The organism is Micromonospora sp. BL4, assembly GCF_003667505.1.
Classification (GTDB): Bacteria; Actinomycetota; Actinomycetes; order Mycobacteriales; family Micromonosporaceae; genus Micromonospora.
In genome coordinates this window covers 21600-44691 of the sequence record NZ_RCVJ01000156.1, presented here as the reverse complement: position 1 = coordinate 44691, position 23092 = coordinate 21600, and the positions used below count along the sequence as shown (strand labels likewise).

At 72.1% G+C, this 23092-nt stretch carries 21 protein-coding genes and 1 pseudogene; 5 read left to right on the top strand and 17 right to left on the bottom strand.

Translation table 11 applies throughout. The features are described from left to right. Positions 1-58: 58 nt before the first annotated feature. Positions 59-1471, bottom strand: coding sequence for a gluconokinase (locus tag EAD89_RS21055; protein ID WP_121676931.1), 1413 nt, complete (start codon positions 1469-1471; stop codon positions 59-61). Between the two features lie 261 nt (positions 1472-1732). On the opposite strand from EAD89_RS21055, the gene EAD89_RS21050 reads away from it, so the two are divergent. Beyond that, the gene (locus EAD89_RS21050) at positions 1733-3655 is read left to right on the top strand and encodes an anthranilate synthase family protein (RefSeq protein WP_121676930.1); all 1923 of its coding nucleotides are present in this window, start codon (positions 1733-1735) and stop codon (positions 3653-3655) included. Positions 3656-3782: 127 nt separating this feature from the next. On the opposite strand, the gene wrbA is transcribed toward EAD89_RS21050, so the two are convergent. The 4 genes from wrbA to EAD89_RS21030 form a co-directional block, all read right to left on the bottom strand. Next, a complete protein-coding gene (gene wrbA / locus EAD89_RS21045) occupies positions 3783-4400 on the bottom strand; it encodes an NAD(P)H:quinone oxidoreductase (protein ID WP_121676929.1) in 618 nt (205 codons plus the stop codon). Between the two features lie 294 nt (positions 4401-4694). Next, positions 4695-5063 carry a DUF3037 domain-containing protein gene (locus EAD89_RS21040; RefSeq protein WP_121655600.1) on the bottom strand — a complete coding sequence of 123 codons (369 nt, stop codon included), beginning with the start codon at positions 5061-5063 and terminating at the stop codon, positions 4695-4697. Continuing rightward, entirely contained in the window at positions 5060-5818 is a 759-nt protein-coding gene (locus EAD89_RS21035; protein WP_121676928.1) for a HipA family kinase, read from the bottom strand. Before EAD89_RS21035 ends, EAD89_RS21040 begins: the two co-directional genes overlap by 4 nt. A 352-nt stretch (positions 5819-6170) precedes the next feature. Further along, positions 6171-6551, bottom strand: coding sequence for a hypothetical protein (locus tag EAD89_RS21030; protein ID WP_121655602.1), 381 nt, complete (start codon positions 6549-6551; stop codon positions 6171-6173). A gap of 177 nt (positions 6552-6728) precedes the next feature. Between EAD89_RS21030 and EAD89_RS21025 the strand changes: the two genes are divergently transcribed. Further along, positions 6729-7853 carry a winged helix DNA-binding domain-containing protein gene (locus EAD89_RS21025; RefSeq protein WP_121676927.1) on the top strand — a complete coding sequence of 375 codons (1125 nt, stop codon included), beginning with the start codon at positions 6729-6731 and terminating at the stop codon, positions 7851-7853. 10 nt (positions 7854-7863) lie between these two features. Here the strand turns inward: EAD89_RS21025 and malQ are convergent. The 5 genes and pseudogenes from malQ to EAD89_RS21000 all read right to left on the bottom strand — a co-directional run. Beyond that, positions 7864-9783, bottom strand: a pseudogene (gene malQ / locus EAD89_RS21020) (4-alpha-glucanotransferase); the annotation flags it as partial. Between the two features lie 114 nt (positions 9784-9897). After that, positions 9898-11106 (bottom strand): ABC transporter ATP-binding protein, encoded by a 1209-nt coding sequence (locus EAD89_RS21015; protein ID WP_121655604.1) that lies wholly within the window; start codon positions 11104-11106, stop codon positions 9898-9900. 10 nt (positions 11107-11116) lie between these two features. Next, positions 11117-11959, bottom strand: a complete 843-nt coding sequence (locus EAD89_RS21010) for a carbohydrate ABC transporter permease (RefSeq protein ID WP_121676926.1) — start codon at positions 11957-11959, stop codon at positions 11117-11119. A gap of 1 nt (position 11960) precedes the next feature. After that, positions 11961-12944, bottom strand: a complete 984-nt coding sequence (locus tag EAD89_RS21005; protein ID WP_121655606.1) for a carbohydrate ABC transporter permease — start codon at positions 12942-12944, stop codon at positions 11961-11963. Positions 12945-12999: 55 nt separating this feature from the next. Then, entirely contained in the window at positions 13000-14286 is a 1287-nt protein-coding gene (locus EAD89_RS21000) for an ABC transporter substrate-binding protein (protein ID WP_121676925.1), read from the bottom strand. A gap of 253 nt (positions 14287-14539) precedes the next feature. Here EAD89_RS21000 and EAD89_RS20995 point away from each other — a divergent pair, with 253 nt between their 5' ends. The 3 genes from EAD89_RS20995 to EAD89_RS20985 all read left to right on the top strand — a co-directional run bounded on the left by EAD89_RS20995 (position 14540) and on the right by EAD89_RS20985 (position 16182). Then, positions 14540-15241, top strand: coding sequence for a VOC family protein (locus EAD89_RS20995; protein WP_147458843.1), 702 nt, complete (start codon positions 14540-14542; stop codon positions 15239-15241). A 184-nt stretch (positions 15242-15425) separates the two neighbouring features. Further along, entirely contained in the window at positions 15426-15857 is a 432-nt protein-coding gene (locus EAD89_RS20990; protein WP_121655609.1) for a hypothetical protein, read from the top strand. 46 nt (positions 15858-15903) lie between these two features. Beyond that, positions 15904-16182 carry a hypothetical protein gene (locus EAD89_RS20985; protein ID WP_121655610.1) on the top strand — a complete coding sequence of 93 codons (279 nt, stop codon included), beginning with the start codon at positions 15904-15906 and terminating at the stop codon, positions 16180-16182. 25 nt (positions 16183-16207) lie between these two features. On the opposite strand, the gene EAD89_RS20980 is transcribed toward EAD89_RS20985, so the two are convergent. The 7 genes from EAD89_RS20980 to EAD89_RS20950 all read right to left on the bottom strand — a co-directional run bounded on the left by EAD89_RS20980 (position 16208) and on the right by EAD89_RS20950 (position 23075). Further along, positions 16208-16993 (bottom strand): L,D-transpeptidase family protein, encoded by a 786-nt coding sequence (locus tag EAD89_RS20980; protein ID WP_121676923.1) that lies wholly within the window; start codon positions 16991-16993, stop codon positions 16208-16210. Between the two features lie 435 nt (positions 16994-17428). Then, positions 17429-18139 carry an HAD family hydrolase gene (locus EAD89_RS20975; protein ID WP_121654940.1) on the bottom strand — a complete coding sequence of 237 codons (711 nt, stop codon included), beginning with the start codon at positions 18137-18139 and terminating at the stop codon, positions 17429-17431. A 41-nt stretch (positions 18140-18180) separates the two neighbouring features. Then, positions 18181-18816 (bottom strand): TetR/AcrR family transcriptional regulator, encoded by a 636-nt coding sequence (locus tag EAD89_RS20970; protein ID WP_233578876.1) that lies wholly within the window; start codon positions 18814-18816, stop codon positions 18181-18183. An 87-nt stretch (positions 18817-18903) separates the two neighbouring features. Then, positions 18904-19347: an SRPBCC domain-containing protein gene (locus EAD89_RS20965; protein ID WP_121676921.1), complete on the bottom strand. Its 444-nt coding sequence runs from the start codon at positions 19345-19347 to the stop codon at positions 18904-18906. A gap of 1 nt (position 19348) precedes the next feature. Further along, a complete protein-coding gene (locus EAD89_RS20960) occupies positions 19349-19699 on the bottom strand; it encodes a metalloregulator ArsR/SmtB family transcription factor (protein WP_121654937.1) in 351 nt (116 codons plus the stop codon). Further along, positions 19696-20154 (bottom strand): SRPBCC family protein, encoded by a 459-nt coding sequence (locus EAD89_RS20955; protein ID WP_121676920.1) that lies wholly within the window; start codon positions 20152-20154, stop codon positions 19696-19698. Before EAD89_RS20955 ends, EAD89_RS20960 begins: the two co-directional genes overlap by 4 nt. A 215-nt stretch (positions 20155-20369) precedes the next feature. Next, positions 20370-23075 (bottom strand): glucosidase, encoded by a 2706-nt coding sequence (locus tag EAD89_RS20950; RefSeq protein WP_121654935.1) that lies wholly within the window; start codon positions 23073-23075, stop codon positions 20370-20372. Positions 23076-23092: the final 17 nt, after the last annotated feature.

Here is a 23092-nt window from a genome sequence, read left to right as displayed (position 1 = left end):
GCGCAGTCCATCCAACCAGGCTCGGGAGCGCTGTCAACGGCCCGGACGGGGAGGAAGTTCACGAAGGATACTGCGGGTGGGAACGTCCTGTCGTGGTCGGCAAGACCAGCTCGTCCGTCCGGCCGATGTCGGCGAGCTCGACCGCGTCACCGAAACGGCCCAACGCCACCAGTGCGGCGCCGGTGGCGCCGATCTCCGGGTTGCGTTGGTGCGACACCGGTCGCGGCGCGAGCGCGGACGCGAACGCCTGCCGCCACCACACCGAGGCGGCCACCGCGCCGCCGCCCAGCACCACCTCGACCGGTTTGTCGACGGTGGACTCCAGCACCGTCAGGTCCTCGGCGACCAGCTCACAGAGCCCCTGCATCAGCCCGGCCAGGATGTCCACGGCGGTGGTGCCGAAGCTGAGCCCGCGTACCTCGCCGGTGCCCGCCGGGGCCAGCCCCGGCGCCCGGTCACCCCCGAAGCGGGGGTCCGCCGGTCGCCCACCGCCCGCCGGCACCAGCGCCAGGGCCGCGTCCAGCTCGGCGCCCCGGGGCAGCCGCAGCTCCCGGTCGGCCCAGGCGAAGAGGCTGCCGCCGCTGGAGTACGCCGCACCGGTCACCACGTGGTCGTGGTCGACCCGGTAACGCCACAACCGTTCGGGCAGCCGGGGCAGCGGCCCGCCGGCCGGGACGCGCTGCATGAGGCGTACGGCGGCGGAGGTGCCGACGGTGACCGCGGCGCGGCTCGGATCGACGCAGCCCGAGCCGACGTTCGAGGCCGCGCCGTCGCCCACCGGCGGCGACCACCGAGCCTCGGCCAGCTGCGGCCAGCGGCGGGCGCGGTCGGGCCGTAGCCGGCCGTGCCATTCCAGCTCGCCCAGGGGCGGCAGCTCCGACGGTCGCGTACCGGCCAGCGCCAGCGCCTCCTCGTCCCAGCGCAGGCTGCCCAGATCGAGCAGGCCGGTGCCGGAGGCCTGGGAGACCGACATCGGCGCGGCCTCGAGCAGCTCGCCCAGCACGTACTCGGGCAGGCCGACGAACCGGTTGATCGGGGTGCCGGACATCTCGCGCAGCCAGGGCAGCCGTATCGACCAGTAGGAGCGGTGCCACCAGCAGCCGGTGCGTTGGTGGAAGTCGTCCGGGTCGGCCGGCCCGGACGCCCCGTCGAGCGGCGCCGGCCGGGTGTCCAGCCAGGTGATCACCGGGCCCAACGGGGTGCCGTCACGGTCCAGCGGGACCACCGAGTGCCACTGCGCGGAGACGGCCACCAGCTCGACGTCGCGCAGGTGGCCGCCCTCGGCCAGCTCGTCCAGGCACTCGATCAGGCACGCGAGGTAGACGGGACCGGAGAGGGTGCCGGTGCCGTCGTCGCCAAGGGCGAGGTTGACCTTCCGCCGGGCCAGGGCGCCGGGCAGCGGTTGGGTGTCCTCGTCCAGCACCAGCCCACGTACCGAGGAGGTGCCCAGATCGAGCGCGAGAATGTTCATCGCCGGTCAAGTTACCCGGTACCGGGCGTGCCGGAACGCTGGTCGGGCCGGGCGCACCCGTACGCCCGATCGGCTACCCGGCCGGCCGTCGGGCGCGTAGGGTGGGTCGCATGCTCGCGCACCTGACCTGCTGGTGGCCCGCCAACCCGGCGGCCATCCACCGCGCGTAGCTCCATCCACGCGGCCGCCTCGAGGCGGCCGCCGGATCTCCCGGCTCCGATGGCCGCCCCACCGGCGGCGCCCGGCCCGACGGAGAATCCGATGACCCACCTGACCGACCTGCTCGCCGCCGTCGCCCGCGGCGTCGACCCCGGTCCCTTCGCGCTGCTGCGCCGCGACGGCGCCGACGATCTGGAGCTGTTCACCGGCCCGATGGACGCCGTGGACCGGCTGGCGGACATCCCGCTGCCGCCGGGTCCGCCGGGGGCGCGGACGCTGGCCGTCGTGCCGTACCGGCAGATCACCGAGCGCGGCTTCGCCTGCGTCGACGACGGCGCCCCGCTGGAGTGCCTCCAGGTCCGCGAGCAGCACCGGATCGCCCTGGCCGACGCGCTGGCCGCCCTGCCCGACGAGCCGGTACGCGCCGTCGACGCCGCGTTCGACGTCACCGACGAGGAGTACGCGCGGACGGTGCAGCGGGTGCTGGCGGAGGAGATCGGGCGCGGCGAGGGCGCCAACTTCGTCATCCACCGCACCCTGAACGCCACCGTGCAGGGTCCGCCGCTGGTGGCCGCCCTGGCGGCGCTGCGTCGGCTGCTGGTCGCCGAGCGCGGCGCGTACTGGACGTTCGTGGTGCACACCGGCACCCGGACCCTGGTCGGTGCCAGCCCGGAGCGGCACGTCAGCGTCGACGACGGGCTCGTGATGATGAACCCGATCAGCGGCACCTTCCGGCCCGTCGCGGGCACGCCGGACCGGGAGGCGCTGCTGCGCTTCCTCGCCGACCCCAAGGAGGTCGAGGAGCTGTACATGGTGCTCGACGAGGAGCTGAAGATGATGGCCACCGTCGCGGAGCACGGCGGCCAGGTGATCGGCCCGTACCTCAAGGAGATGTCGCACCTGGCGCACACCGAGTACCTGCTTGCCGGTCGGGGCACCCGGGACGTGCGGGAGGTGCTGCGGGAGACCATGTTCGCTCCGACCGTCACGGGGAGCCCGATGGAGAACGCCTGCCGGGTGATCGCGCGGCACGAGCGTGTCGGCCGGGGGTACTACGCGGGTGTGCTGGCCCTGCTCGGTCACGACGAGGCCGGTCGGCAGACGCTGGACGCGCCGATCCTGATCCGTACCGCCGAGATCTCCCCCACCGGCCGGCTGCGGGTGCCGGTGGGCGCCACCCTGGTCCGGCACTCGACGGCGGCCGGCGAGGTGGCTGAGACGCACGCCAAGGCCGCCGGGGTGCTGGCCGCGCTCGGTCTCGGCCCGGCGGCGCCCGGTGGCGGCAGCGGGCCGGTCGCGCGCCTGGCCGACGACCCGGCGGTACGCGACGCGCTGGCCGCGCGCAACGCCCCGCTGGCGCGGTTCTGGCTGGATCAGCGCGCGCCGGACGCGCCGGGGCTGCCCGGGCTGGTCGGCCGCCGGGCGCTGATCGTGGACGCCGAGGACACCTTCACCGGGATGCTGGCCCACCAGCTGGGCGCGTTGGGTCTGGCGGTCACGCTGCGGCCGTGGCACGCCGAAGGCCCGGTCGACGCCTACGACCTGGTGGTGGCCGGGCCCGGACCGGGCGACCCGGGCAGCCCGGACGAGCCGAAGATCGTGGCGCTGCGGGGGCTGCTGACCGGGCTGCTGGCGAGCGGCCGGCCGACCCTCGCGGTGTGCCTCGGCCATCAGGTGCTGGCCGGGCTGCTGGGGCTGCCGCTGCACCGTCGGGAGCTGCCCTACCAGGGTCTGCAACGCGAGGTGCCGCTGTTCGGGCGAGCCCGCCGGGTGGGTTTCTACTCCACGTTCACCGCTCGCGCGGCAGCGGACCGGCTGGAGACCGCGTACGGGCCGGTGGAGCTGGCCCGGGACGTGCACGACGGCGCCGTGCACGCCCTGCGCGGACGTCGCTTCGCCGGGGTGCAGTTCCATCCGGAGTCGGTGCTCAGCCCGGACGGGGTCGCCGTGCTGACCGAGCTGTTGGGCGACCTGCTGCCGGCGCCGCACCCGGACGAGCTGTCCGCGGCCGGCGGGCGGGCATAGTCACCCCACCAGAGGGGTACGGCTGAGTCGACCGGCGGCGCGGACGGGCCGAGAGCCCCCGCCCGCGCCGCCGGTCCCCGCCGCGGTCAGCTGGTCTCCGCCACGATCAGCCGGTCCCCGGCTTGGGTCAGCCGGCCATGCCCTTCTTCACCGCGGCGCCGATCTGCACCGCCCGCCGAGCGGTGAGCGCGGCGGCGGTGAGCGCCACGTCGTCCGGGGCGATCTCGCCGTTGTTGCTGGTGTGCGAGGCGCCGTAGGGGTTACCCGCGATGAACTGGCTGGTGTCGGTGTAGCCGGGGGTGACCACGATCCCGCCCCAGTGGTAGAAGACGTTGAAGAGCGAGGTCAGGGTCGTCTCGTGCCCGCCGTGCGCGGTCCCCGTCGAGGTGAAGCCCGAGTAGACCTTGTTCACCAGCGCGCCCTGGCCCCAGAGCGGGCCGGTGGTGTCGATGAACTGCTTCAGCTGGGCGGCGATCATGCCGTACCGGGTGGGCGCGCCGAAGATCGCCACGTCGGCCCAGGCCAGGTCGTCGACCATTGCCTCGGGCACGTCCTGGGTCTCCAGTTGGTGCGCGTGCCAACCGGAGTTGGAGCGGATCGCCTCGTCCGGCGCCAGCTCGCGCACCTTGCGCAGACGGACCTCGGCGCCGGCGTCCCCGGCGGCCTCGCACACGGCCTGCGCCAACTGGTACGTGGTGCCGGTGGCGCTGTAGTAGATCACCGCTACCTTCGTCTGGGCAGCCATCAGATGTTCCCCTTCTCGTCTGAGTCAGCGCCCGCGACTACCCCGTGCCTGCCTCGCCAAACGGCAGCCGGCGCGCGCCGGCTGCCGCCAACGGGCCGACCGCCCGGCTCAAATTCTGCGCAAGTTCACGAACGTCGCGGTCCCCCGGCCGCCACGGACCGCGATCCTGATGTCACCGGCGCCGACGGGAAGCCCATCCGCCGCCCCGCGCCGGGCGCCTGAACGGGGGATCGCGCTCCGCCGGCAACGGGGCTGGCGTAGCGCGGTCAGGGGTCGCTGCCGGTCACGCCCCGTTCAGCGGACCAGGGCCGCCATCAGTCGCTCCAGTTCCGCCGCCGGGTCGGCGGTGAGCCCGGTGTGCACTGGCCCGGTCTGGATCATCGTGCTGCGCGGCGCGGCCAGCCAGTGGAACCGCTCGCCGAGCCGCATCCGGGTCGCCGGTCCGTCACCGGCGCAGGTCCGGTCCCAGGATTCCAGCACCGCGGCCACCGCCGGCAGGTCGAGGTCGGGCGCCAGCGCGCGGACCCGGTCGGTGTCCAGGTGTGTCCGCGCGGCCAGGAAGTCGCGCTGCTGGCAGTAGAGCAGCACCCCGACGTTGATCTGCTCGCCGCGCTCGATGCGGGGCACCAGCCGGATGACGGCGTACTCGAATGGCTGCCTCATGTCGCGCTCACCTGCGGCAGCCAGTCGGCGCGGCGGGCGACCCGGGCGGACAGGTGCGCGAGGTACGCCTCCCGCGCCGCGTCGGCCGAGTCGAAGTCGGCGGCGGTCAGCCACTCCTCGGGCACCAGCGCCAGCACCTCGGTGAGCAGCTCCGGGGTGACCTGCGGTGCCAGCTCGGCGTCGGCCTCGGCCAGTCGGGAGGCGTACGGCGCCAGCACGTGGTCCTCGGCCCGGTACGCCCGGTGCACGGCAGCGGCGGCGCGCGGCCAGTTGTGGTGGAAGTACAGGCAGGCACCGTGGTCGATGAGCCACAGCTCCCGGTGCCAGACCAGCAGGTTCGGGTTGCGCCAGCTCCGGTCCACGTTCTCCACGTAAGCGTCGAACCACAGCACCCGGGAGGCCAGCATCGGGTCGACGGGGTGCGCGACCGGGTCGAAGCCCAACGCACCCGGCAGGAAGTCCATGCCGAGGTTGGCCCCGCCGCTGTTGCGCAGCAGCTCCTGCACCTCCTGGTCGGGCTCGGCCCGCCCTATCACCGGGTCGATGTCGAGCACCACCAGCGGCGGCACCCGCAGCTCCAGCCGGCGGGCCAGCTCACCGCAGATCACCTCGGCGACCAGCGCCTTGGGCCCCTGCCCCGCGCCTCGGAACTTCGCCACGTACGTGCCCAGGTCGTCGGCTTCGACCACGCCGGGCAGCGAGCCACCCTCGCGGAGCGGGGTGACGTAGCGGATCGCGGTGACCTGGCGGAGCACTCGCCCACCCTACTGTGATCTCCGGCCGCGCCCGCCGCCGGACACATCCTGTTACCGAAGGCGGTGTCACAATCCGTGAAGTCCGGGACGGCTCCCCACCCATGACGCTCGTCCTTTGCTCTGCTTACCCGGACGCGACACCCCCGTTGAGCAGGGATGACGTCGCGGAGGTGCTCGACAGGGCCGAACCCTGAGTAACTGGTGCGCCCGGGTAAGCAGAGCAAAGGGGAATGGGGCCGTGGTTGGGAGCGCGCCTCAGGTCACCCGATGTGACGGGCCGAGGTACCCCGCAGGCTCGCGGAGGACGCCTCGCCCACCGCACGCGCGGTGGGCGCCGCGCCCGCCACCGGTGTCAGTCGAGCTTGTCGCGCAGGTCGTCGACCTGCTGCTGGAGGCGGTCCACCGCGCCCTCATTGTTGATGAAGGTGGTGATGCCCGCGGCCAGGCCCAGGCCGATCAGCACCGCCAGGATGCTCAGCACGAGGCCGCCGATCGCCACGCCCCGGCCGGTCACCCCTGGTCGGGCGGCCATCTTCAGCCCGACGATGCCCAGAATGATCCCGATGATCCCGAGCACCAGGCCGAGCCAGGCCAGAATCGCGGTCAATACGCTGATCAGACCGGACACCCCGAAGACCAGGGCGAAGGTCGCAGCCGCGCTGGTCTTGGCACCGGTGGCCCCCCGGTGAGTCTGGGACCCGGCGCCTCGGGCCGGTTCGCTTGCGGCAGTCATGACACTCCCTTCCGCACGCGCGGCGCGCGCACTTCCGGCCGGCCGCCTTCCCACTGCCACGGCCGTTATGCCCCCAACCGCGACCGGGCGGCTGCGGGCTGCGGGGTGTCACGCCGACCCCGGCGTCGGTGGGTGGTCCTAGGCTGGCGGCCCGGCAACCGGAAGGAGCCCGCACCGATGCCTGCCGACCTCGGCGCCGCCGACGCGCTCGCGCTGCGGATGACCAGCCTGCTGCTGCGCCCGCACCCGAGCACGCGACCCGGCACCGTCGCCGAGGTGGTCGAGTGGTTCGGCGCGATGCAGGCGCAGGACCTGGCCAGCGGGCTGTGGTCGCTCGGCGCGCGGCTGCCCGGGCGGACCATGGCCGACGTGCAGGCGGCGCTGGAGCGGCGCGAGGCGCTGCGCACGTGGCCCATGCGCGGCACCGTGCATCTCGTTCCGCCCGCCGACGCGCGCTGGATGCTGGAGGTGACCGGCGTCCGGTCGCTGGCCAGCGCGGCGACCCGCCGGGCGCAGCTCGGCCTCACCGACGCCGACGCGGACCGCGCGGTGGACGTGCTCGGCACGGCGCTGGCCGGCGGCGGCCGGCTCACCCGGGCGCAGTGCCTGGCCACCCTGCGGACCGCCGGTCTGGACACCGACAGCCAGCGCGGATACCACCTGCTGTGGTACGCCAGCGTGCGCGGGGTGACCTGCCTGGCGCCGAACGTCGGTACCGAGCAGACCTTCGCGCTGCTCGACGAGTGGGCGCCCGGGCCCCGCCGGCTGGATCGGGAGGAGGCGCTGGCCCTGCTCGCCCACCGCTACGTGCGGGGGCACGGGCCGGTCACCGCCCGCGAGTTCGCCGGCTGGACCGGCCTCACCCTGACCGACGCGCGGCGCGGGTTGGCCGCCGCCGGCGACACGCTGACCGTGGTGCGGGTCGACGGCGAGGAGATGTACGTCGACGCGGCGTTGGCCGACGCGCCGCGCACGCCGATCGACGACGTGCTGGTGCTGCCCGGCTTCGACGAATACCTGCTCGGCTACCGGGACCGGGCCCTGATGCTCGACCCCGCGCACCAGGCGGCCGTCGTGCCCGGCAACAACGGCATCTTCCAGGCCACCGTGGTGCGGGCCGGCCGGGTCGTGGGCCTGTGGAAGCGGCGCATCGCCCGCGCCGCGGTCACGGTGACGATCCAGCCGCTGACGCCGCTGAACGCCGGTGAACGCGCCCGGGTGGAGCAGTCCCTGGATCGGTACGCGGAGTTCCTCGGTCTGGCACCCCGGTTCGACTGGCCGGTCGCGGGCGAGCCGCGGTGAGCAACTCGACGATCCGGGCCACCCGGGGATCCGAACGGATCTCCGCCACGGTGGCCGGCAGCGGCAGCCGCCAGTTCGGATACTCGTCCACCGTGCCCGGCATGTTCGGCTGGCGCACCTCGCCCAGCACGTCGTAGAGGGAGACGCCGAGCAACCGGGTCGGGCTGCCCGCGAGGGCGGCGTGCATCGCGACCACCACCTCGTCGTCATCCGGCCGGGCCGACTCGCCCGCGTCGGGCAGCAGCGCCTCGGCGCGCAGCATCCCCAGCAGGCGCTCCCGCTCCGTGGCGGCGCGTGCCCGCTCCTCCGCCACGTCGGTGGTGAGCAGCTTCAGCTCGTCACGCGCCCGGACGTGCTCACCGGTCAGGAACCCGGGCGCGGTCGGCAGGTCATGGGTGGAGATGGTGGCCAGCGCGTTGCGTGGCCAGCGCGCCGGCGGGACGAAGCCGCCGTCGTCGTCCCGGGCGAACCACAGCACGGTCGAACCGAGCATGTTGCGCCCGCGCAGCCCCCGGGTGACCGCCGGCTGGACCGTGCCGAGGTCCTCGCCGATGACCACCGCCGCGGCCCGGTGCGCCTCCAGGGCGAGGATGCCCAGCATCGCTTCGGCGTCGTAGCGGACGTAGGTGCCCTCGGCGGCGCCGGCGCCCGGCGGCACCCACCACAGTCGCCACAGCCCCGCGACATGGTCGACCCGCAGCCCACCGGCGTGCCGCAGGGTTCGCCGCAGCATGTCCCGGTAGGCCGCGTACCCGGTGTCGGCGAGCCGGTCCGGCCGCCACGCGGCGAGGCCCCAGTCCTGGCCGAGCTGGTTGAAGTCGTCCGGCGGGGCGCCGACCCGGACCCCCTGGGCCAGCACGTCGGCGAGCTGCCAGCCGTCCGCACCGCCCGGGTCGATGCCGACGGCAAGGTCGTGCACCACCCCGACCGGCATCCCGGCCGCCCGGGCCGCCGCCGTGACCGCGTCGAGCTGCTCGTCGCAGAGGTGTTGCAGCCAGGCGTGGAACGCCACCCGGTCGGCCAGCTGGCGGCGCTGCTCGGCGACCGCCGGGGCGTCCGGCTGGTGCAGCTCCGGCGGCCAGGCCCGCCAGTCGTTGCCGTGCCGCTCGGCCAGCGCGCACCAGGTGGCGAACGTGGTCAGCGCCGGGTCCGCGGCGAGGTCCACCGGGTTGGCGTACGGGTGCAGCAGCTCCAGCGCGTGCCGCTTGGCGGTCCACACCTCGTCGTAGTCGATCAGGTCGCCGCGGTCGGGGCGCAGCGCGTCGACCACCGCCCGGGTCGCCGGATCGGCTGCCCGGTACGCGGCGGTGTCGCTGACCCGCAGGTAGAGCGGGTTGACGAAGCGCCGGCTGGCCGGCGAGTACGGCGATGCGGCCACCGGGCGCGCCGGCCCGACCGCGTGCAGCGGGTTGAGGAGCACCAGGCCCGCGCCGGTGGCACCGGCCCAGCCGGTGAGCTCGGCGAGGTCGCCGAGATCGCCCATGCCCCAGGAGCGTTCCGACGTGAGCGCGTAGAGCTGGAGCATCCAGCCCCAGGCGCGCGGCGGCACGGGCAGCCGGCGGGGCACCACCACCAGCGTCACCTCCCGGTCGGCGCAGGCCAACCGGTGCCAGCCCAGCGGCAGGTCCGCCGGAAGCTCGCCGTCGACCGGGCGGCGACCACCGTCCTCCAGGGTCACCACGCCCGAGCCGGGCAGCGCCCGACGGGTGCCGTGGGTGAGCACCACGGTCGCCGGCAGAGCGGCCCGGTCGACGGCGCGGGCGGCGGTGAGCGCGTCGGCGACAGCCGCCGGGCTGGTGGCGTCGACGCCGAGCAACCCGAGCACGCCGACGACGGTCTCCGGCGCGACCTCGACGCGGCGGTGCCGCCAGTCCTCGTACCAGGTGGACACGCCGTGCGCGTTGGCCAGCGCGGCCAGTCGTCGGTTCATCCGTACCCCGCTTCACGACGCGACCTTCGACCACCTTGCCACGGCCGCGCACGCGGCGCAGGACATGACGGGGCCGGCGGGCGAACCCGCCGGCCCCACCACGATGGACGCCGCTCAGTCGGCGAGCGCGCCGGCCGCGCGGCCCTCGTGCAGGGTGAGGTTGCGGCCGTTGGTCGGGTCGAACAGGTGGATCTTCTCCAGGTTGAACCAGACCCGGCGCGACTGCCCCTCGGCCACCGCCGACTCGGCCGACAGCCGGGTGACCAGGTTGCTGCCCGCGCCGCTGAAGTCGGACGCGCCGGCGTCGGCGGCCAACTCCTCCAGCTCGGCGGCGCTGGCCCGCTCCCCCTCGACGGTGAAGTACACGTACTTGTCCGAACCCATCGACTCGACGATCTCCACCGGCGCCTCGAACTCCAGGCCCCGGCGGCGGGTGTCCTCGTCGACGAGCTCCGCGTCCTCGAAGTGCTCGGGACGGATGCCGAGGATCAGCTCGCGCGGCGCGTCGGCCGCCTCCAGCTCACGGCGGATCCGGTCGCCGAGTGGCACGTCGCCGAGTGCGGTCCGCAGGCTGCCGTCCTGGACGGCCGCGTGCAGGAAGTTCATCGACGGCGAGCCGATGAAGCCGGCCACGAAGAGGTTGCGCGGGTGGTCATACAGCTCCTGCGGCGGACCGACCTGCTGCACCGCGCCGCCGCGCATGATCACGACCCGGTCGCCGAGGGTCATCGCCTCGGTCTGGTCGTGGGTGACGTAGACGGTGGTGGTGCCGAGCTGCTTCTGCAACCGGGACACCACCGTGCGCATCTGCACCCGCAGCTTGGCGTCCAGGTTGGACAACGGCTCGTCCATCAGGAACGCCTTCGGCTGCCGGACGATCGCCCGGCCCATCGCCACCCGCTGCCGCTGCCCGCCGGACAGGTTGGCCGGCTTGCGGTCCAGCAGGGACGTCAGCTCCAGGACCTTCGCCGCCTCGTCGACCTTGGAGTTGATGGTCTCCTTGTCCAGCTTGGCCAGCCGCAGGGGGAACGCCATGTTCTCCCGCACGGTCATGTTCGGGTAAAGGGCGTACGACTGGAACACCATGGCGATGTCCCGGTCCCGGGGCGCCTTGTCGTTGACCCGCTGGCCGCCGATGCGCAGCTCGCCGGAGCTGATGTCCTCCAGACCGGCGATCATGTTGAGGGTGGTGGACTTGCCGCAGCCCGAGGGGCCGACCAGGATCACGAACTCGCCGTCGGCGATCTCCAGGTCGACGTCCTGCACGGCGACGGTCCCGTCCGGGAACTTCTTGCTCACCTTGTCGAGCACGATGTCAGCCATGACTACTCACCTATCCCTTGACTGCGCCGGAGGTCAGGCCGGACACGATGCGGCGCTGGAAGAAGAGGACGAACAGGATGATCGGAACGGTGATCACCACGGCGGCGGCGCAGATCGCCCCGGTGGGGTCCTCGAACTGCGACGCGCCGGTGAAGAACGACAGCGCGGCCGGCACCGTGCGGGACCGCTCGGTGGAGGTCAGCGAGATGGCGAACAGGAAGTCGTTCCAGCAGAAGATGAAGACCAGGATCGCCGTGGTGAACAGCCCGGGCGCGGCCAGCGGGGCGATGACCCGGCGGAACGCCTGCCCCTGGGTGGCGCCGTCCATCTTCGCCGCCTTCTCCAGGTCCCACGGGATCTGCTTGAAGAACGCCGACAGCGTGTAGATCGCCAGCGGCAGCGCGAAGGTGATGTACGGCAGGATCAGGCCGGGCCAGGTGTCGAAGAGGCCGAGCTGCCGCTCGATCTCGAACAGCGGTGACACCAGCGACACCTGCGGGAACATCGCGATCAGCAGGGATACGCCGACGAGCAGCCCCTTGCCGGGGAAGTCCAGCCGGCTGATCGCGTACGCGGCCATCGCGCCGAGCACCACCGCGATGAGCGTGGCGATCAGGGCGATGCCGATCGAGTTGATCAGCGCCCGGACGAACTGGTCGGTGTCGAAGATCGTCCGGTAGTTGTCCAGCGTCCACTCCTGCGGGATGAAGTTCCCGTCGGTGATGGTGGCCGGCGTCTTGAACGACAGCGACGCGATCCACAGGACGGGGACCAGCGCGAAGACGACCACGAGAACGTCCAGCAGGCCCCAGCGCAGCCGGGCGCGGGTGGTGGTTTCGGTACCGGTTGCCATGTCAGCGCCTCTCCCCGTCGTCGCTGCCGGGAGCAGCGGTGCCGAACAACTTCACGAAGACGAAGGCGATGATCGCCACGGTGATGAAGATCAGCACCGACATCGTCGAGCCGATGCCGAGGTTCAGACCCCGGATCAGGTTGTTGTAGGCGAGCATCGACACCGACGACGTCTCGTTGCCACCGGCGGTCAGCACGAAGATGTTGTCGAAGACGCGGAACGCGTCCAGGGTGCGGAACAGCAGCGCGACGAGGATCGCCGGCTTCATCACCGGCAGCATCACCTTGGTGAACTTCTGCCACGCGGTGGCACCGTCGGTGGAGGCGGCCTTGAGCAGGTCCTCAGGGACCAGCGCCAGCCCGGCCATCAGCAGCAACGCCATGAACGGGGTGGTCTTCCAGATCTCTGCGAGCATGATGATCGCCAGGGAGCTGGCCCGCTCGGTGAGCGGTGCGCCGTCGCTGAACAGGTCGGCCAGGTAGCCGGTGCCGGGCGTCCAGGCGTACCGCCAGGAGAACGCGGCGACCACCGTGACGATCCCGTACGGGATGAGCGCCGAGGTCCGGACCAGGCCGCGCCCGACCAGGGTGCGGTGCATGATGATCGCCAGGCCCATGCCGAGCACCAGCTCGACGGCCACGGTGACCACCGTGATCAGCATGGTCACCCCGAACGCGGTCCACCAGAACTCGTTGGTGAGCACGGTGACGTAGTTCTCCAGCCCGATGAACTGGCGTTCGTCGGGGAAGCGCAGGTCGAAGCGCTGCAACGACAACCAGACCGAATAGATGATCGGGTACGCGGTCACCGCGACCATGACCAGCGCGGCGGGCGCGCAGAGCAGCCAACCGAGCTTCCGTTCGGCCTTCTTGTTCTCGCTCAGCGGCGCCTTGCGGCGGCTGCCGCGCTGGGCGGGGACGGTGGCGTGCCGTTCGGTCTCCTCGACGGCGGTGTCCGCACCTGTTGGCGTGGCGTTGATGCTCACGGTGCCACCTTCTTTCGCGACTGCGGGGCTCGCAGGACCGGCGCACTCCTCGCGCTCACGGAAGGACCCCCTTGGACTGGAGGGCGTCGGCGATGGCCGAGCGCAGCTCGTCGGCGGTCTGCTGCGGACGAATCTCCGACGGCGGCGACAGGATCGCCGACAGCACGGTGGAGATGCTCTGGTAGGCCGGGGTCAGCGGACGGGTCGCCGGTTCCTTCAGCTCCTCCAGGATGGTGTCCTTCATCGGGTACGCCTCGGTCATCTCCGGCTCGTCGTAGACCGCCTCGATGGTGGGCGGGACGCCGTCGTTGATGGCGGAGAACTTCTGGTGCTCGGCGTCGCGGATGCACCGGGCCGCCTCGAAGGACAGCTCCGGGTGCCTGGAGTAGGAGCTGACCGCCAGGTTCACGCCACCGATGGTGACCTTGCTGGGGGTGTTCTCGTCGACACCCGGGATCCGGGCCCAGCCGACCTGCTTCGCCAGCTCGGGGTTCGCCTCCTGAAGGGCGGGATAGACGAACGGCCAGTTCACCTGGAAGGCGCCCGCACCGGACTGGAACTCCAGCCGGACCGGGTCCTCGGTGGCGTTGGTGAACGACGGCGAGGTCACGCCCGACGTGGCGAAGCGTTGCAACTGCTCCAGCGCCCGGACGGTGCCGTCGTCCATCACGGCCTGCGTGCCGTCGTCGTTGAGGATCTTTCCGCCGGCGCTCTCGGCCAGGGTGTTGTAGAGGACGACGAGGCCCTCGTACTGGGCGCCCATGGTGAGCACCTGGTACGGCTTGCCCTGGTCCTTGAGCTGCTGGGCGGCGGTGATCATCTGATCCCAGCTCTTCGGCGGCTGCGGCACCAGGTCCTTGCGGTACCAGAGCAGCTGGACGTTGGTGTTCTTCGGCGCCGCGAAGAGCTTGTCCTCGTAGCGGGCGGTGTCCAGCGGCCCGGCGAGGGTGCCCTGCTCGACCTCGGCCTTGTCCTGGCCGGTCCACTCGCGGATCCAGTCGGCGCTGGCGAACTCCTGGGTCCAGGTGACGTCCAGGCCGAGCACATCCATTCCGGTGTCCTCGGCAGCCAGCCGGCGCACCATCTGCACCCGCTGGTCGTCGGCCTGTCGCGGCAGCACCCGGTAGGCGATCTCGTACCGCCCCTGGGCCTGCGCGTTGCAGTCGTCCACGACCTTCTGCAGGTTCTGCTCCGGCGGGTAGTACAGGTTGATCGTCGGTGGGCCACCAGCGTCACCGGAACCGCAGGCAGCCATGGGCGCCACCAGCGTCAGCGCGGCGGCTGCCGCCACCGCGCGTACCCGTGGTCGCCGTCGACGTCGGGCCTCGTCAGGGTCGCTCATCACCCCTCCCCTCTTGTCGGCCAGCAGCCGGGGAAGGGCACCGCGCCCCGGCGCACGGCGAGACGGCCGGGGCTCAGGACCAACGGCACGGCCACCCCGGACGTTTCGTGGCCTTCACACTGCCCGAGCTGCGAAGTCGCGAAACCTGACGCCGACGCGGACCCCGACGAGCGGCCCGGTGTGCGCGACGTCACTTTCGGCACGGCGGCCGCAGCGGCGCACCCGACGGCCGGAGACCGGGCATGCTGTGCCGGTGATCGCACGCTTCAAGGACCTCTGCCTGGACGCCTCCGACGCCCGCATGCTGGGTGCCTTCTGGGCCCGGATCCTCGACGCGGACGTGGCCGACGCCGGCGGCGAGGACACCCGCGTCGATCCTCGTGCCGCCCGCTCGGGCGCCGAATCGATCTGGGTGAACCAGGTGCCCGAGCCGCGTACCGGCAAGACTCGCGTACACCTGGATCTGCGGCTGGCCGGCGCGGAGCCGTCGGCGCTGCTCGCGGCCGGCGCCCGGCTGGTCCGCGCACCGTCCGCGGACGTGACCTGGTGGGTGCTCGCCGACCCGGAGGGCAACCCGTTCTGCGGGTTTCCGGCCCGCGAGGGCACCCGGCCGGGCCCGTTCGAACTGGTCGTGGACTCTGCCGACCCGGCGGCCCAGGCAGCCTGGTGGGCCGGTGTGGTCGGTGGCACCGCCGAGTACGGCTCCGGTACCGCGTCGGTGGTGGGCGCCTCCGGATTCCCCTGGGAGCACTGGGTGTTCGACGCGGTGCCCGAGCCCAAGACGGTCAAGAACCGGATGCACTGGGACGTCGACCTGGTCGACCCGGAGCCGACGGCGCTGATCGCGGCGGGCGCGACGCTGCTGCGCGAGCCGGAGGAGGAGAGCCGTTGGTGGGTCCTGGCCGACCCGGAGGGCAACGAGTTCTGCGCCTTCGCGCCGCGTCCCATCGGGTGAGCGACCGACTACCCAGCGCGGGCGCGGTCGGCTAGCGTCTCCCTAGCGCCACAGCCAGCGCGTTCGCCGCCGACGTCGACACGCCTCCGGCCGACCCCGGCCTGCCCGTTCGGTTGGTAATCGCGGGAAGTCCCACCGCCATTTCCCCGGTTCGGCAGGATCGTCCCAACGAGGAGGTGCCGTCGTGCAGGACACCCGCGCTCTCGCCCTGACGTTCGAGGTGAGCGGCCTGCCACCGGTCAAGACCGAAGCGTTGTCCATCTTCGCCGCCGGGCACCGGCAGGCGACGAGGGTCCGCACCCTGCTCCAGGCCGCCCTGGCGGCGGCCCAGCACACCGGCTGGACGCCGCTGCAAGGCCCGATCGAGGTCGACCTGGTCCTGCGCTGCCCACCCGGGCACCGTACGGCCGACGCCAGCACCCTGCTCGGCGGCGTCTGTGCGGTGTTGCAGGACAAGAAGCGGGTGACCAGCATCGGCCTGGCCCACCTCGGCGTCCTGGTGGACGTCGCTCTCTTCGACGACGACCGGCAGATCCGCCGGTTGTCGTACCACGAGGAGCCGGCGGAGGACTTCTCGTACCAGGTGCGGGTCGCCGCCGTACCGGCTGAGGTTTGACCGACGGACGCGGTGGGGTACCGCCGACGCCGACGAAGGGAGCACCATGTCGGAGCCACACGTCACGCTCGACCCGCGCGGGCTGGATCCGGTGCAGCAGAAGCTGCGCGGCCCGTTGGAGGACCAGCTGACCTCGGCGCTCCAGGCCGCCACCGACCGGGTCCGCGCCGGTTACGCCGGCGAGCCGGTCGAGCAGGTCTGCCAGCGCCTGTTGGACGAGACACGCTCCGGGCTCCATCCCGACATCGCGGCCGGCTTCAACCCCGACATGGACGAGTTCTGCCGGGTGGCGGTGGCGATCGTCCGCGGCGGCGAGGTCTCCTGATCCACCGGCCGGCGCCGGGCTCGGCTCAGTAGCGGCGCATCTCGGCGTACGGGCTGAGCACGATGCGCGGCGACAGCGCCGGGTCCAGCCAGGTCAGCACGTCGACCAGGTCATCGTGTGCGAGGGACACACAGCCGGCGGTGGCGTTGCCGGCGCTGGTGCTGAACTGGTGCAGGAAGATTCCGCTGCCCGCGTTCGGCACCGGCTTCGACACGTTCGGCGGCATGTTGTAGGTGATCACCGCGAAGTGTGTGTACGCGGGCACCTCCTGCCACAGCGCCTCGCTGGCCCCGCCGGGGTTGGTCGAGCTGTGCTGGAAGGTGTTGTACCCCGGCGATGACGGGTTCTCGTTCCACCAGTCGCCGCTGACGAGCCGGTGGTACGGGTACCGCACGCCCGGGTTCGCGTCGATGCCGTACATGGTGGCGCCGATCGAGTAGACGCCGGTGGGCGTGGTCGGCACACCCTCCACGTGGTTGTCGCTGAACCCCTTGGAGCCGATCCGGGCGGGCACCAACGCCGAGGCGGGCGTCCAGCCGCTCCGACCCCGCTCGTACGCCTCCAGGGTCGCGTAGGTGGTCGTGCTGCTGGTGGTGCCGACGATGAGCACCTGCTTCGTCTGCGCCGGCAGGGTCGTCAACCGCGCGGCCAGGTTGCGGCGCGGCCAGACCGAGCCGGTGGATGCGGAGACGGTCGCGACCCCCCGGGCCGGCGCCGGCCTGGGCGCGCCGAGCGCCGGCGCCGCCGGGCTGAGCAGCGTCGGCGCGGCCAGGCCCGCCGCGGCGCCGAACAGGAGAGATCTGCGCTTCATTCCACCATCCTGGCAGTCGAGCGGGCGCGCGGTCTGCCCCGCTCGCCCGGGTCGTCGTTTCGTGGGCCGGGTCAGAACCGGGTCCGCAACTACCCGGCCCTGACCCCCGGTCGTCCGGCATGGGAGCGGACAGCTTCGGCCCCCGCCGCGTGCGGGCGTGGCTCGACGCCCACGCGACTCGGCTGGAAGGCCGGCCGCCCTGCACTCAGCTCCACGGTGCCCACCCGCTGGACGCCGGTGCGCCCCCGGCACACCCCGAACGACCGTGGGCGCCGACCCAGGCTAGGCGGGTCACGGGGGCTGGACAAGCGGGGCAGGACCGCTGGCGGCGTGACTGATCTCAAGGGGAAAAAGCGGCATGTCGGCGTAACGCGACCATGATCGCCGACGCTGTTCGGGCTCGAAGCGGTCAGACGCTGTTCGGGCTCGGAACGGTCAGAAGTGCGCCAGCAGGTCGCGGAACGCGGCCAGCCGCAACACGCCTGCGTCGGTCGGGTCCAGCTCGTCGTCCTCCAGCACCCAGGTGTTCTCATTCGGAATGAACACCGCGTTCAACCCCGCCGCCCGGGCCGGCAGGATGTCCGACCTCGGAGAGTTGCCGATCATCCAGGCTGCGGTGGGTTCGAACCCGTGCTCCCGCACCAACCACCGGTAGGTGTCGACGTTCTTCTCCGCGACGATGTGCGCTGCTCCGAAATGGTGCAGCAGCCCGCACGCGTCCAGCTTGCGCTGCTGCTCCACCTGGTCCCCCTTGGTCAGCAGCAGCAACTCGTGCCGGCCGGCCAGTTCGTCGAGCGCGTCGGCCACGCCGGGCATCAGCTCCACCTGGTGCTCGACCAGGGCCACCGCCAGCCGCTCGATCTCCTGGCGCTCGGCGTCGGTGGCCGGTCGTTCACGCAGCCGCTCCAGGCACTCCGCCAGGCTGCGCAGGAAGACCTTGCTGCCGTAGCCGTGCGCCACCGTGTTGGCCCGCTCGATGTCGTCGAGGACGGCCCGCAGCTCCACCCGGTCCAGGGTGGGATGGTCGAGCCAGGCCAGGAAGTCGTCGATCACCCGCTCGAAGACGACGTTGTTCTCCCACAACGTGTCGTCCGCGTCGAAGATCAGCACCTGCGCCTGCCGACGCGCCGCCTGGTCCACCGTCATGCCGCCCCCTTCGTGATCAACGCCCCTGACGGTCCGGGACCCTAGGGCATGACGCGCGGTGCACCCAACGGGTTTCCGTCCGACTCGGCCGCCTGCGGGCAGGGCCAGTGGAACAGCCGTTCGGCGATCATCGTCTCCCGCTCCTCCTGCGCCTCCGGGCGCAGCCGGCCGCCCCGGGTGAGCATCACCATGCCGTGCAGCAGGCTCCAGCCCAGCTCGGCCAGGGTGTCCGGGTCACGCCCCTCGGCCAACGGGGTCAGGGCCGCCCGCAGCTCGGCGAACACGCCGCGCGGCGCGGCCGGCACGCCGTCGACGCCGAGGGCCAGGTCGGGGGTCAGCGCGAGCATCGCGTCGTAGACCTCCGGATTCGCGTACGCGAAGTCGAGGTACGCGCCCGCCACCGCCGGCCAGACCCGCTCCGGACCGCCGGTCGCCTCCGCGTGGGCCTCGGCCAGGTCGGCGGCCAGGTCGGCGAAGGCGCACACCGCCACGGCGGCGAGCAGCGCCTCCTGATCCGCGAAGTACCGGTAGAGGTCACCCACGTCGACCTCGGCACGCTCGGCCAACCGCCGAGGGCTCACCCCCGTCCAGCCCTCGACCTCGGCCAACTCCCGGGCGACCGTGACGATGAGGTCACGTCGGTCCTCTTCGGTGGCTCCCTCGGCAGGTCCGGACACGCCCACGAGCGTAAGTCGAAGACACCGTCCGCAGTCGCACCATGACAGATTGGTGACTGCACGTGCCCGTCTTGCCGAGCCGGAGGCTCAGTGCCAGTCGCTGATCCGGACGTCGTTCGGCGCCGGCCTGCCACGCCCGGTCTCCACAAGCTCCTTGAGACTCAGGAGGAACGTCGCCCACTTGGTGCTGCAGTGGTGCATGAACTCGACCGGCTCGCGCCAGCCCGCGTGGGTGAACTGGACGATCGTGTACTCGCCGCGCTGGTCGAGGCGCCAGCCGATCTCGGTGCCGATCCATTCCTCGGGGCCGTCGGTGACCCGCCACCGCACGCGGCCGGAGGGATCGAGCTCCAGGACCTCCATGTCGAAGCCGCCGACGTCGCCGAACCGGAAGGCCAGGCGTCCGCCGACCTCGCCCTTGCCGACGGTGTCGGTCGTCCACCAGCCGGCGATGCCCTCCGGAGTTGCCACTGCTCGGTACACGTCGTCGAGCGGAGCGACGACGCCGACCCGGTGCAGGATGTCGACCATTTCACTCTCCCTTGTTGTCGGTGCGGTTGCGGTCGATCGCCTCGGCGATCCGCTTGATCCGGCGGAGTCGGGCGTCCCAGGTGGCACCGACCGCTGACATCTGGGCGGCAGCCCGGGCGAGCTGCGCCTCGTCGACCTGGTAGTGCCGCTCGCGCCCGGCCGGCGCGGCGTGCACCAGACCGACCCGGTCCAGGACGGCCAGGTGCTTCGAGACGGCCTGGCGGGTGACGGGTAGTCGTTCGCTCAGTGATGTGGCGGTGCCAGGCCCCCCGGTGAGCAGCAGGTCGATCATCGTGCGCCGGATGGGGTCGCCGATGGCCGACCAGAGGTCGTCGTCGACCGCGGTGCTCATGGGGTGGAGACCAGCCGCGCGACGTACGTGCCCAGCGCGGGAATGTAGTGGTCCCATCCGCTCACGTGGTCCTGGTACTGCTGCTCCAGAAGAGCGACCTCCCAGCCCATCTCGCGGAACCCGGTCTCGGTCATGCGGATCCGTGTCCCCGCACCGGTCGGGACCAGCTCGAAGGTGACCAGCAGCGAGGGTCCGCTCCGGTCCGGTTCCGGGTAGCACCACCGGAAGGAGAATCGCTTCGGAGGGTCGACCTCGACGACGGCGAACGCGACGGTCGTCGTCTCCCCCGTCTCATCGTTACGCCACACGAGCTCACCGGGTGCGCCCGCGAGGGGCTCGAACCGCGCGTCGTCGGGCCACCACTCCCGCATGTGCTCCGGCCGACTGATCACCTCGAAGACCACCTCGGGCGACGCGTCGACATGAATGTCCCGCTCGATCGATCCCTGCTCCATGCCACTCCAACCTTTCGCAACCTTTGGTTGCGTAAAGCTACAACAACCACGACGCGAGGCGCAACCTTTGGTTGCACTTCGCTGTTGCCTTGGCCGCATGATCGTGCTCGTACCAGGATCGAGTGCCCTCCGGAGCCCGGGACGCCACTACACCATCGATCGAGCACGATCATGCCGGCGCCGAGGCCGCCACCGGTCGCGCGGCGGCGGGGACGTCAGCGGCGCAACGTGAGGATCAGGTCGGCGATCAGGGCCGTCCAGCCGGTCTGGTGCCAGGCGCCCAGCCCGGCCCCGTTGTCGCCGTGGAAGTACTCCGGGAAGGCGATCAGGTCCCGCCAGTCCGGGTGGGTCTGGAAGATCCGGCACGCGCCGTAGATCGGCCGCCGGCCCCAGTCGTCCTGGGTGAAGAGCGAGATCAGCCGGGCGGAGAGGTCGTCGGCGATCTCGTCCAGGGTCCGCTTCACCCCGGAGCGGGTCGGGTACTCCACCTGGAGGTCGTCGCCGAAGAAGGCCGCGTAGTCGCGCAGCGCGCTGATCAGCAGGAAGTTCGTCGGCATCCAGATCGGCCCACGCCAGTTCGAGTTGCCGCCGAACAGCCCGCTGGTCGACTCCGCCGGCTCGTACCCGACGCAGAACTCCTGCCCGCCGAGGGTGACCGAGAACGGCTTGTCCAGGTGCGCGCGGGACAGCGTCCGCAGGCCGAAGTCGGACAGGAACTCGTCGGGGTCGAGCATCCGGGCGAGCAGCCGCACCACCTGCTCCGGCCCGACCATGGACAGCAGCCGCTGCTGGCGGCCGTCCGGGCCCAGCCGGCGGGTGCCGATCACCTCGGCGTACTCCGGGCGGTTGGCGAGGAACCAGCGCAACCGGGCGCCCAGCTCCGGCAGGTGGTGCAGGGTCCGGGCGGTGAGCCGGGTGGTGGCGGCCAGCGGCAGCAGCCCGACCACCGACCGGACCTTCAGCGGCACCTTCGTCCCGTCGGCGAGCCGCAGCACGTCGTAGAAGAAGGCGTCCTCGTCGTCCCACAGCCCCTGCTCGTACGCGGCGGCGGCGATGTACGCGAAGTGCTCGAAGAACTTGGTGGCGGTGTCCACCCAGGTGCGGTCGTGTTCGGCCAGCACGATCGCCATGTCCAGCATGTTCAGCGCGTACATGGCCATCCAGCCGGTGCCGTCGGACTGCTCCAGCACACCGGCCACCGGAAGCGCCGCCGACCGGTCGAACGGCCCGACGTTGTCCAGCCCGAGGAAGCCGCCCTCGAAGACGTTGTTGCCGCCGGTGTCCTTCCGGTTGACCCACCAGGTGAAGTTGAGCAGCAGTTTGTGCATCACCCGGGCCAGGAAGTCGTGGTCCCGGCCGCCGTCGATCTCGAACACCTTCAGCGCCGCCCACGCGTGCACCGGCGGGTTCACGTCACCGAACGCCCACTCGTACGCCGGGATCTGGCCGTTGGGGTGCAGGTACCACTCGCGCAGCAGGAGCAGCAGTTGCGCCTTGGCGAAGCCCGGGTCGACCCGGGCGATGCTCACGCAGTGAAAGGCCAGGTCCCACGCCGCGTACCAGGGGTACTCCCAGGGATCGGGCATGGAGATGACGTCGAAGCTCGTCATGTGCCACCAGGCGCTGTTGCGCCCGTGGCGACGCCCGGCCGGCGGCGTCGACCCCGGGTCGCCGTCCAGCCAGCGCTTGACGTCGAAGTGGTAGAACTGCTTGCCCCACATCAGCCCGGCGATGGCCTGCCGGGCCACCAGCGCCTCGTCCGGCGTGGCGGCCTCCGGGATCACGCCGGCGAAGAAGCGGTTCGCCTCGGCGCGCCGAGCCCACACCACCGCCTCGAAGCCGTCGCCGAGGTCCGCCCGGGGCGGCGGGGCGGCGGCCGGCGGCGACGCGGTGCGGGTCAGCCGCAGCCGGATCTGGCGCTGCCCGCCGGCCGGCACGTCGAGCACGTAGTGCAGGGCGCCCTTGGTGCCCTCCCGCGCCGGGTTGACCGTGGCGGCGCCGTTGACCACGTGGTCGTTGATGCCGTCCTTCGGATAGCGGGACCGGCCGGGCAGGTCCCAGAGCCGCTCGGCGTTGGTGTCGTTGTCGCAGAGCAGCGGCACCGGGTCGCCGTCGCCCTCCAGCAGCAGTTGGCCGAGCACCCGGTGCTCGCCGACCAGCCGGGCGCCCTCGCCGGTCAGCCGGGGAATCCGGTCGCCGCCGGGCAGGCCCCAGGCCCAGGTGTTGCGGAACCACAGGGTGGGCAGCACGTGCAGGGTGGCCGCCCGGTCGCCCCGATTGGCCACGGTCACCACCATGCACAGGTCGGTCGGGGACGCCTTGGCGTAGTCGACGCTCACCGCCCAGTACCGGTCGTCGTCGAAGATCCCGGTGTCCACCAGCTCGTACTCGGTGTCGTCCCGGCCGCGCAGCGCGTTCACCGCGACCAACTCGTCGTAGGGGAAGGCCGCCTGCGGGTAGTGGTAACGCCAGCGCATCCAGGAGTGGGTGGGCGTGGAGTCCTCGTACCACCAGTACTCCTTGACGTCCTCGCCGTGGTTGCCGCCGTCACCGCCGAGGCCGAACATCCGCTCCTTGAGGATCGGATCCTTGCCGTTCCACAGCGCCAGGGCGAAGGCGAACGTCTGCCGGTCGTCGCAGACACCGGCCATCCCGTCCTCATTCCAGCGGTAGGCTCTGGACCGCGCGTGGTCGTGCGGGAAGTAGTCCCAGGCCGTACCGTGCTCGCTGTAGTCCTCCCGCACCGTCCCCCACGCCCGTTCGGACAGATAGGGACCCCATGCGCGCCAGTCCTGCTCCCCCGAGTCGGCCTGGGCGAGCCGGAGCCGCTCGGCGTCGGGTGGCGAGGCGTCGGAGGACGAACCGTCAGTGATCACGTGCACATCTTTGACGCCCCCGGGGTACTTGACCACAGCGGCCATTCTCGTCGTGGCGTGTT

Bases quoted from the DNA above. Each gene is read 5' to 3' on its own strand.
- EAD89_RS21055 (WP_121676931.1), bottom strand. From the start codon at position 1,471: ATGAACATTCTCGCGCTCGATCTGGGCACCTCCTCGGTACGTGGGCTG.
- EAD89_RS21050 (WP_121676930.1), top strand. From the start codon at position 1,733: ATGACCCACCTGACCGACCTGCTCGCCGCCGTCGCCCGCGGCGTCGAC.
- wrbA (WP_121676929.1), bottom strand. From the start codon at position 4,400: ATGGCTGCCCAGACGAAGGTAGCGGTGATCTACTACAGCGCCACCGGC.
- EAD89_RS21040 (WP_121655600.1), bottom strand. From the start codon at position 5,063: ATGAGGCAGCCATTCGAGTACGCCGTCATCCGGCTGGTGCCCCGCATC.
- EAD89_RS21030 (WP_121655602.1), bottom strand. From the start codon at position 6,551: ATGACTGCCGCAAGCGAACCGGCCCGAGGCGCCGGGTCCCAGACTCAC.
- EAD89_RS21025 (WP_121676927.1), top strand. From the start codon at position 6,729: ATGCCTGCCGACCTCGGCGCCGCCGACGCGCTCGCGCTGCGGATGACC.
- EAD89_RS21015 (WP_121655604.1), bottom strand. From the start codon at position 11,106: ATGGCTGACATCGTGCTCGACAAGGTGAGCAAGAAGTTCCCGGACGGG.
- EAD89_RS21010 (WP_121676926.1), bottom strand. From the start codon at position 11,959: ATGGCAACCGGTACCGAAACCACCACCCGCGCCCGGCTGCGCTGGGGC.
- EAD89_RS21000 (WP_121676925.1), bottom strand. From the start codon at position 14,286: ATGAGCGACCCTGACGAGGCCCGACGTCGACGGCGACCACGGGTACGC.
- EAD89_RS20985 (WP_121655610.1), top strand. From the start codon at position 15,904: ATGTCGGAGCCACACGTCACGCTCGACCCGCGCGGGCTGGATCCGGTG.
- EAD89_RS20980 (WP_121676923.1), bottom strand. From the start codon at position 16,993: ATGAAGCGCAGATCTCTCCTGTTCGGCGCCGCGGCGGGCCTGGCCGCG.
- EAD89_RS20975 (WP_121654940.1), bottom strand. From the start codon at position 18,139: ATGACGGTGGACCAGGCGGCGCGTCGGCAGGCGCAGGTGCTGATCTTC.
- EAD89_RS20965 (WP_121676921.1), bottom strand. From the start codon at position 19,347: ATGGTCGACATCCTGCACCGGGTCGGCGTCGTCGCTCCGCTCGACGAC.
- EAD89_RS20960 (WP_121654937.1), bottom strand. From the start codon at position 19,699: ATGAGCACCGCGGTCGACGACGACCTCTGGTCGGCCATCGGCGACCCC.
- EAD89_RS20955 (WP_121676920.1), bottom strand. From the start codon at position 20,154: ATGGAGCAGGGATCGATCGAGCGGGACATTCATGTCGACGCGTCGCCC.
- EAD89_RS20950 (WP_121654935.1), bottom strand. From the start codon at position 23,075: ATGGCCGCTGTGGTCAAGTACCCCGGGGGCGTCAAAGATGTGCACGTG.